This window comes from Lactobacillus sp. N54.MGS-719 (genome assembly GCF_000980505.1).
Classification (GTDB): Bacteria; Bacillota; Bacilli; order Lactobacillales; family Lactobacillaceae; genus Lactobacillus; species Lactobacillus amylovorus.
This window is the reverse complement of sequence record NZ_LARO01000055.1, coordinates 1-9866: the sequence shown is the minus strand read 5'-3', so window position 1 is coordinate 9866 and position 9866 is coordinate 1. Positions and strand designations below refer to the sequence as shown.

At 39.0% G+C, this 9866-nt stretch carries 10 protein-coding genes; 1 reads left to right on the top strand and 9 read right to left on the bottom strand.

The window, feature by feature from the left end; genetic code table 11:
* From WS44_RS08170 to WS44_RS08145, 6 genes are all read right to left on the bottom strand, one after another.
* Window positions 1-664, bottom strand: a 664-nt coding sequence (locus tag WS44_RS08170) for a GntR family transcriptional regulator (protein ID WP_046433988.1), incomplete at its 3' end; no start/stop codon positions are given.
* Window positions 664-1590, bottom strand: a complete 927-nt coding sequence (locus tag WS44_RS08165; RefSeq protein ID WP_046433987.1) for a nucleoside hydrolase — start codon at window positions 1588-1590, stop codon at window positions 664-666. The genes WS44_RS08170 and WS44_RS08165, both read right to left, overlap by 1 nt.
* 118 nt (window positions 1591-1708) lie before the next feature.
* Complete coding sequence (locus WS44_RS08160; protein ID WP_046433986.1) at window positions 1709-3724, bottom strand: KUP/HAK/KT family potassium transporter; 2016 nt, start codon at window positions 3722-3724, stop codon at window positions 1709-1711.
* 150 nt (window positions 3725-3874) lie between these two features.
* Window positions 3875-4567, bottom strand: coding sequence for a ribose-5-phosphate isomerase RpiA (gene rpiA / locus WS44_RS08155; RefSeq protein ID WP_013437402.1), 693 nt, complete (start codon window positions 4565-4567; stop codon window positions 3875-3877).
* A complete protein-coding gene (gene rbsK / locus WS44_RS08150) occupies window positions 4567-5493 on the bottom strand; it encodes a ribokinase (RefSeq protein WP_013437401.1) in 927 nt (308 codons plus the stop codon). The genes rpiA and rbsK overlap by 1 nt, the downstream gene beginning before the upstream one ends.
* An 86-nt stretch (window positions 5494-5579) precedes the next feature.
* Window positions 5580-6383 (bottom strand): DUF4931 domain-containing protein, encoded by an 804-nt coding sequence (locus WS44_RS08145; RefSeq protein WP_013437400.1) that lies wholly within the window; start codon window positions 6381-6383, stop codon window positions 5580-5582.
* A 157-nt stretch (window positions 6384-6540) separates the two neighbouring features.
* Here WS44_RS08145 and WS44_RS08140 point away from each other — a divergent pair, with 157 nt between their 5' ends.
* Window positions 6541-7845, top strand: coding sequence for an extracellular solute-binding protein (locus WS44_RS08140; protein ID WP_014565657.1), 1305 nt, complete (start codon window positions 6541-6543; stop codon window positions 7843-7845).
* Between the two features lie 160 nt (window positions 7846-8005).
* Here the strand turns inward: WS44_RS08140 and WS44_RS08135 are convergent, their stop codons facing one another.
* The 3 genes from WS44_RS08135 to WS44_RS08125 form a co-directional block, all read right to left on the bottom strand.
* A complete protein-coding gene (locus tag WS44_RS08135; RefSeq protein WP_022087402.1) occupies window positions 8006-8449 on the bottom strand; it encodes a hypothetical protein in 444 nt (147 codons plus the stop codon).
* Window positions 8446-9366: a DUF2974 domain-containing protein gene (locus WS44_RS08130; RefSeq protein ID WP_046433985.1), complete on the bottom strand. Its 921-nt coding sequence runs from the start codon at window positions 9364-9366 to the stop codon at window positions 8446-8448. Before WS44_RS08130 ends, WS44_RS08135 begins: the two co-directional genes overlap by 4 nt.
* Before the next feature lie 78 nt (window positions 9367-9444).
* Window positions 9445-9866: amino acid ABC transporter permease (locus tag WS44_RS08125; RefSeq protein ID WP_046433984.1), on the bottom strand; the 422-nt coding region annotated here is incomplete at its 5' end.

Below are 9866 nucleotides of genomic sequence, written 5' to 3'. Positions count from 1 at the left end.
ACACTTCAAACGGCGTTCCATCATCTAAAAAGAAAATACCCTCCATAACGCCGACTGGTTCATTTCCCTTTAAATGCATTTGCTTTTGATCTTCAGCATTCGAAGGTTCAACCGTAATATTCAAAAACGCCTTAGTTACGGTTTGGCTTTGCTCATCTTCTAAATAATTAAACAAAGAGCTCTGCAACGTTTCAGGCTTCAATTCCGGCATAATCTTAATAGGCAAATACCCTGTTTCAATCAAAAATGGCTGTTCATCGAGTAAACGTAGGCGCTTGAATTCATAAACAAAAGCATTTTCATTTAAAAATAAGTCTTCCGCAATTTCCTTAGTGGCCTTAATCACTTGAAAATCTAACAGCTTTATTTTCTGCTTTTTACCAGGCACCTTAAAACTATCGGTGATTCCCAAATTCGAGCCGTCATAACGAAACATGGCCTGATTTTTTAAATACAGTGGGTTAATAAACGTGCCACTGCCTCGCTTTTTAAAAACGATTCCTTGCTGGGCCAATAATTCTAGGGCTCGCTTCATCGATGAACGACTAACATCATAATGCTTAGCTAAACTACGCTCATCGGGAATCCGCATCCCATTATATTTATTATTTAAAATATTTTGTTTAATATCCTGCATTACTGTCCGATAAACGTAATCTGCCATTATTCTCTTCCTTGATCAGAATTTTTAATACTATCAATAAACCATTTTGAAAATTGATCTAAATCTACATCTGTTGCAATTTCTGCATTAACATTTTCTTGATCCATAAAATTAATTACACTTGCACCATATGTAAATTGACCGCGCAATTCAATCTCTACGTTAGCTTTTTTCAGGGTAAACATTTCCGGATGAAGTAAAATTCCCACAGCTGTTGGATCATAGATTTTAATGCGAGGATCACCATCTGGCTCATGAATGTGTGAAAATAATGAGTAAAGCATGTTGCCGACTTCACCGCATTCCTTTACCTTACTCATTTGATCTTGGGTTAAATGAGCCTTATTGCCGATTTCAAGGGGAGCCACTTTAATTGGCAAACCACTGTGAAAGACAACTTGAGCAGCTTCAGGGTCTCCTGCAATATTGTATTCTGCAAGTGGACTATGATTACCGCGACCAATGTTACCACCCATGATCACAATTTGATCAATATTTTTCTTTACTTCTGGGTATTGCTTAAATAGCAAAGCATAATCAGTTAATGGACCAATGCCAAGCAAAGTTACTTTTTCAGGGCTATTCTTAATTTCTTCAGCCATGACAGTTGCGGCAAGGCCTGGCTTAACCAAACTGCGATCTGCTTCTTCAAAATCAAAACCAGCAATGCCCGTTTTGCCATGTACTGATGCTGCACTAATCATTGGTGCAACTAACGGTTGATCGGCCCCCACTACTACAGGAACTTTAGTATGCAAAAACTTTTCCAAATTCAAAGCATTTTGCAAAGTATATTCAAGTGCAACGTTGCCCCAGGTTGGCACGATCATTCTGACATCAAGTTCTTTGGCAAAAAGACTAATTGTCATTGCTGCAATATCATCAATACCCGGATCTGTACTAATGATTAAAGGTTTTTTGTTCATAAAATTTACCTCTTCTAAGCGTATTCATTACCTTAATGATACAAAAACCGAACCAATAATTAAAGTGGTTCGATCTAATCTAAATGAAAAAAGCCTAGCTTGGCTAGCCTTTTTTCATTTACTTTTTAGTTTGTTTCTTAGGCTTAATTCGCTTAATATAGCTTTCTTGATGCTTGCCTAAGATCAATGGTACTCGTTCTACCACAGTATCTGCATACTCTAAACCAAACCAAGAAGCTGGGTTAGAAGATAGATTTTGCAGCCAGACTCTAGCCTCGACCATAAACTTCTCATAACCAGTCAATTTAGTTAATGGACTAATTACATCATTAACAATGACGAAGGAGAAGTCACCTACATCACGCCCTGGGGTGGTGGTGTATTTCTGGGGTTGAGGTTCAATCGTACTGTCTGCGATCAAATCATGAACGATCTGACGAATGTAGACGTTAACGCTAGTTTGTTTCTTAAATCCTAAATAAAGCTGAATGTTGATCACGTTCTTAGTGCCATATGTATTAACTGCATATTCGGCAGTGAATGGTTCGTTAGTTACGTTAACAGTGACGAACCAGTAAGCCTTAGCACGCTTAGGACGTTTATCCAAAATAGAGTACAAGATTTCACGTTTGATGAACTTGTTGTACTTAACGTTGGCCATGTAAACCAAGTTGGTTGCATAAGTTGGGTAATCTTCATCGTGACTTAAGTTAGTAAGCATATCGGTATATTCGTCTAAACGAACGTAAGCATTCTTAGCCTCACGCTTATCACGAATCTTATTTCCATAAAACCAAACATACATGATTGCCAAGATAAAGCCAGCAATTAAAACAGTTACGTAACCGCCGTGTAAGAATTTAGTCAAACTGGAGATTAAGAACATCCCTTCAATAAAAGCAAATGCAATCAAAAAGATCAAGCGTAAGTAAAGTGGTTTGCCTTTTTTACCCAAGTATTCAAACAATAATATTGTAGTCATCAACATAGTGACAGTAATTGCCAAACCATATGCTGCTTCCATGTGGTGTGAAGTTCTGAATAAGAACACAATTGCTACAGTTACCACACAGATCATTTTGTTAATTGATGGAATATAAATTTGTCCTTTTTCAGTTGAAGGATAAATAATATTCATTCTTGGTAAAAACTTTAAACTGCTGGCCTCAGCGACCAAAGTAAACGATCCAGTAATCAATGCCTGGGAAGCAATGATAGCTGCGATCGTAGCCAAGGCAATGGCAAAAAGACGCAAATTGCTAGGAACAACTTCAAAGAATGGATTGAAGTCACCATTACCAGCATGATAGCTAGCATTATGCAAAATCCAAGCGCCTTGGCCTAGGTAGTTTAATGAAAGACAAACAAATACATATGGCCAAGAGCCCATAATATTCGCTTTACCTACGTGTCCAACATCCGAATATAACGCTTCAGCACCAGTAGTAGCCAAGAAGACAGAACCCAAAATTAGGATTCCGACTTTATTAGCTGGACTAAACAAAATTCGAATAGCATAAATGGGATTAATCGCTTCCAAAAGACTCCAATCATGGCTCAAGTTAGCAATGCCAACTACTCCTAAAAAGGTAAACCATACCAACATAATTGGACCAAATGCTTTACCAATAACGCTGGTTCCCATCCTCTGAATTGAGAATAGAATTACCAAAATGATGATAGTAATCATAATTACAACTTCTTGAGAAGGAACCGGAATCACATCACCAAAGCGCATATTCTTTAACCCTTCAATCGAAGTGGTAACGGTCACTGCTGGTGTCAAAGTACCATCGGCAAGCAGAGCTGCACCACCAATCAGAGCCGGGATAACCAGCCACTTGGCTCTTTTTCTAACTAAAGCATAAAGAGAGAAGATTCCTCCTTCGCCATGATTAGTTGCCTTCAAAGCAATCATGACATATTTGACAGTAGTCAACAAAGTTACTGTCCAAAGAATTAACGAGATTGAACCAACGATCAATTCTCGATTAACGTTGGCAATCCCGCCATTTTCAGTCACAATTGATTTCATTACATATAACGGACTTGTTCCAATATCACCATACACAATACCTATGGCGATCAACAATCCCTCAAAACTCATCTTTTGCTTTTTAGTAATTTTATTCATGTCTAATAATCCTCTACAACACTTAAAAATAAAATCTTCACTAGTATAGATAATTAATCCAGTGTTTACAATAAAAATATATTTTTAACAAAAGATATTAAAAAAGCAAAATAAAAAATGGTTAAAGTTAACCATTTTTGCTAAAAATTATTATTTAATCTTATCTTCAATCGTACCATCGCTATGAGCAATAATTACTTCATCACACATATCAAGGAACAAACCATGTTCAACTACACCAACAGTATGATCAAGGTAGTCTGCTAAACCATGAGGGGCAGGAATTGGATCAACTGCTAAATCAATGATGTAGTTACCATAGTGAGTGATGTAACGCTTGTCACCATCCATCCGCCATTGTGGCTTCAAACCTTCTTGTTCAAAGCGTCTGAAGTTTTGCTCACAAGAGATTGGTAATACTTCAACAGGAAGAGGGAATCCGCTCAAACGGTGAACCAACTTAGATTCATCAACGATCCAAACGATCTTCTTTGAGTTGATGGCAACGTTCTTTTCAAGGGTTAAAGCACCGCCACCGCCCTTGATACCATCAAGGTTGTCGGCAACACGGTCTGAGCCATCAACAGTCAAATCGGCCTGATCGATGTCCGCAAGTTCACTAACTTTAAAGCCTAAGCCTTCAAGTTGCTTCTTACTTCTGTTACTGGTAGTAACAATGGCCTTAAGTTTTAAGCCATCTTCATCCTTGCGTTTGCCCAGAGCATCAATGAAAAATGCGACAGTAGATCCAGTACCAACACCTAAGATCATCCCGCTCTTTACCATGTCGGCTGCTTTTTCGGCAACTTCTTTTTTCAAACGATCTTGCTCAGTCTTATCCATTATTCCTCATCCTCCATTGCTTGCTTTACTTCTTGTTCAGTAGGAATTGATGGTTGTGCACCCAAACGTTGCACAGCAATTGATGAAGCACGGCTAGCAATCTTAGCAGCTTCTTCAAAGTTAGACATATCGGCATTCAAGTTACTTGCAAAGTAACCGATAAAGGTGTCACCGGCACCAGTAGTATCGGTAGCATCTACCTTGTAAGCCGGTACTAATGTTTCAACATCTGGTGTAGAAATATATGCACCTTTATCACCATAAGTAATAATGACGTTCTTTACGCCAAGCAAGTGCAATTTTTCAGCGTTAGTAGCCAAAGTAGAATTATCTTTAATTGGAATACCTGTGATCTTAGCACTTTCAGTTTCATTGGGCATGATGATATCAGTATATTTCAATAAGTCTGCTGGAATCTTATCAATTGCAGGAGCAGGATTCAAAATAGTAACCTTGCCTGCCTTTTTAGCCATCTTGAAAGCTGAAGTAGTAACATCAATTGGCGTTTCAAATTGAGCAATAATGCAGTCCCAATTATTAATCAAATCGCTAGCGGCCTTAAGATCTTCAACGGTCAATTCATAGTTGGCACCGTGGTCGATAATAATATCGTTTTGACCAGCTTCATTTAAAGTAATGTAAGCATGGCCAGTCTTGGCACCCATCGTGGTTTGAACATAAGTGGTGTCGACACCGTAGCTCTTCAATTGGTGGGTAATGTAGCCACCATCGCTGTCTTCACCTACACGGTTAATAAAGTAAGTCTCTGCGCCACTCTTAGCTGCAGCAATGGCTTGGTTAGCACCCTTACCACCACCAGCAGTAGTAACATCTGTGGCATTAATCGTTTCACCAGGTTTTGGGAAATCCTTTACGTGCAATGTGGTATCAACATTGCTTGATCCAATAACTACAATCTTCTTCATGAGCATCCCTTCTTAGAAATGTATTTAATCCTTTCTAATTATAACAAAAAAACGCATTCAGTATTTCGAATGCGTTTTTTGAAATCCTAATGTAAAATACCGCCGTTTACAAAGCCCTTGAGACGTTCGGCTTCCCACTTTAAAGTATCGGAATCGTCGACTTGCGAAATCTTGTAACCAACAAAATAAGGTGAAGCATAAAAACGTGGGATGATCTTGCAGCAAGTACCTTCGCCATCGTTAATTGGATAAAAGAATAAGTTGTAGGAATCTACACCGTGTGACAAAACTGAACGAACATATTGCGTCCCCTTTTGAATTAAATCAGCCCAGGTATCTAAGTTCGTATTGTCACGTGTAATAATGTTCACTTCTTGGTAGCCTTGCACAGGATAAGCGGATAAATTCATTTCAACTGAACCGGACTTGCCCACCTCAAAGCCTTTAAAGTTATCAGGCTCAATGTCGTTATAACCATCTTTGTGGTAAAGCCCAACGATCTGCATGTGTGGGTGAGTCAAAGAACCGTCGGATTTGGGACCGAAGTTCTTGTACCATAACACACTCTTGTATCTGCCTGAATTGTACATCTTTTGGAAACATTTCAAGGCAAACTTCATCAATTCTTGATTGTCTTCACGCGTATAAGTGGAAATATCACCTTGGTGGTCGCTTGATTCGATTAAAATTGTTTGATCGGTATCCTTCAAAGTTGGGTACTTGTTTTTCAGCCAGATCTTGTCACCGTCTTTATCGAAAATATTAACTAAATGACGTACATCACAAAAGGGACAGCCAGCGCTTTGGTTACCTTGACGATTGCCGTAGTCGTAGTCATAAGGCTTACGCTTACCGATTGAATATTCATAAACTAAAGGGTTTTTATCCATAATTCTCACCTGCTAAATCAACTACTAAATCTCATCTTGATATCTATTTTCTCTATTATCAATTTAAAAATATTATATTAAATTTGTCTATGAATAGTACGTATAATTATGTTAAACTTCTACTTGAAGGAAAGAAATATTGAGAGGCAAAAAAAGAATGAAATTCTACAAAAAGCTCGCACTTGTTAGTGCAGCAGCACTTGGCTTAGTTGGACTTAGTGCATGTTCAAACAATAATAATTCTAGTTCAAGTTCTTCTGCAAAGATCCCTACTAAGATCAGCAAGAAGACTACTGTTAACTTCTGGTATTCATTAACTGGTACTTCACAAAGTGCTTTAAAAAAGTTAACTAAGGACTTTGAAAAGAAGAACCCTAACATCACCATTAAGTTGCAAAGCCAAGGTGGTAACTACTCTGACTTGCAAGCAAAGCTTGTGTCAGGTTTACAATCACCAAAGGACTTGCCAACTATTACGCAAGCTTACCCAGGTTGGCTTTACAATGCGGCTAAGAACAACATGCTTGTTAACTTAACTCCATACGTTAACAACAAGTCAGTCGGCTGGGGCTCATACAAGAACAGTGGGATTAAGAAGGCACTTTGGGATGGTGCCAACATTGGCGGTACTCAATACGGTGTACCATTTAACAAGTCTGTTGAAGTACTTTTCTACAACAAGACTTTGCTTGATAAATATGGCGTAAAGGTACCAAGCAACATGAGTCAACTTGCTAGTGCATCTGCTGAAATTTACCGTAAGAGTCACCACAAGGTACGCGGTATGGGCTTCGACGCACTTAACAACTACTACATGATGCAAATGAAGGAAACTTACGGCAAGGACTTCAACAAGAACTTGAACTTTGCAACTAAGGATTCTGTCAAGGCTATCAACTACTACGCAAATGGTGTTAAGGCTGGCTACTTCATGCAAGCTGGTACACAAAAGTACATGTCAACTCCATTCAACAATGGTCAAGTTGCCATGTTCATCGGTTCTACTGCTAACGAAGCATACTTGAAGCAAGGACTTAAGAAGGGTTATGTTTATGGTGTAGCTCCTCGTCCAAGTCAAATGAACGTACAACAAGGTACTGACATCTACATGTTCAAGAAGGCTAGCGCAATGCAAAAGGCTGCCGCATTCAAGTACCTTAAGTTTTTAACTTCTAAGTCATCACAACTTTACTGGGCAAAGCAAACTGGTTACATGCCAGTTAACACTGCTGCTTTGAACGACTCAGCTTACCAACAAGCTAAGGACAGCAAGATTCCAGCAATTTTATCTAAGACTTCTAAGAAACTTTACTTCTTACCTGTTACTAAGAATTCCATCACTGCATATGACCAAGTTAATGTAAATATGCAAAATATTTTGGCTAAGGCAAGCAAGGGTCAAAACTGGACCAGTGATATTAAGGCCGGTAAGGCTAAGCTTGACGCTTCTTGGAAGCAATAAAGATAGATTAATTTAGATAAGCAAAAGGACATCCGTGAAGGATGCCCTTTTTTATGTGGTCAGAATGTCGGACTCTAAATTATTCACTCAAAGCCCATACTAAATTACACCATTATTTTGAAAATTAGTGTACAGAATTCCCACTATTGGGAATTATTTCCTACCTCAACACATAGCAAGTATTATCCTTACCCAAGTCATACTTATCAAAGAGCTTACCAATCTCCACATTAAAATTCTGAATCAAATCATGCTGATTCTCCGCACTAAACTTCCGCGCAAACTCCTCAATCACTACATCCCTACTCTTCTCAAAATCTTCCACCGACTCTGCTCCAAGCACTGCAGCACTAATATCCGACTCCTCGGGCAAAAACCGTAAATCATGATCAAAAACCAACTTATAGCCATAATGATTATCATCATTTTTCAAATAAAAAACGAATTCCACCTCATCAGGGTTCTTCTTCATTTGCCCCGTCAATTCCTTGAACTTCATAAAGTTCACGAAGAAATCATAAAAGTCGCCATAAAAATCTTCATCGAAATGATCAATCACTTTATCATTAATTACTTGCTTTGCTGCTAATTCATCTAGTTTCACTTATCTTCATCCTTTAACAATTCATTCTTAAATAGTTCAGCCAACTTCACCAGACTCTTATGATCTGGATAGCGCTTCGTCAGCTCATCTATCTTCTCCGTTGCCATCTTCTTAATCTCATCGCTAGAGCTGATTTTTTCGATAAAGTCCGTCAATTCACCCGACCGGCTAAGCAGCTTATGCTCACTGCGGCTTTCTGCTAAAAACGCCTGGTCAATCTTACGCAACTTCAAGCTGCCATCCGGATTAAACTGGTAGCCGCCCCACATGTGCTGCTTAATCGGCTGCATTGGCTCACTATCGACATAGCATAATTTACCAACCATATGGTGCGTTTCCGTAATACCCAAAGTCACCGGATCATAAATATCCACGTAGTTAAAAATCCGCTCACGCATCTGTGCTACACGTCTTCTCTCCTTTGGTGTAAGAAGCAACCAAATATTGGTACCTTCATACAAATAAGCTGCCGCTATCGCCTCCGGATGACTGCAATTAGCCAAAGCAAACTGCGCATTAATTGAACCCAAGGAATGCCCATAAATATAGAATCTGCTTCCTCTAAATTGATTAATCACGTGGTTCAAAAACGTGCTTGCCGTCTTTAACTGACTCGGAATGCGTCTTTCCTGTGATAGCATCGCCCTCAAAATAGGGATATTCGTTTTAAACCATTCATCACGCCAAGTCTGCGGTGTACCTTTTTTAATACCGTAAGATCCCTTAAACAAAATCGTGATTTCACTGGGACTACTAATCACAAACGCACTCATCCCATCTTTAGCGTGTTCAACCCGGCAAACTGTACCAATATAATACGGACCAATCGTAATATTATCGCCTAGTTGCAAATGTTCATAAGATTTTTTAGTTAATTCAACCCGTTCACGGTCGGTTAATCGTTCATTTACGCCCATAATATTTTTCCTACTAAAAAAACTAACCCATACCACCATAGTAGCATGAGTTAGTTTTTTTGAATAAGATTATAACCACTAATTGTTGTACTTCTTTTGTAAGTAGTTGGCCACTTGTGATAAGCAGAAGCAGATGATGAAGTACATTACAGCGATGATCACGTACATCGGAATCAAGTAAGTCGTGTTTTGACTGTAGATGATTTGTGCGTGGTAAAGAAGTTCTGGCAACACGATGATCGTTGCAAGTGAAGTATCCTTAACCAGTGATACGAACTGTGACAAAAGTGCAGGAATCATATTGTGCAAAGCTTGTGGCATAACAACGTGATACATTGCCTGGCTGTATGACATACCGTTTGAACGGGCACCTTCCATTTGACCTGGATCAACTGAGCCAATACCTGAACGAACGATTTCGGCTAACATCGCACCTTCGAAAATTACCAAGGCCGTAATCGAAGCCGTCGTTGGGTTCGTGACGATCCCCAATTGTGGCA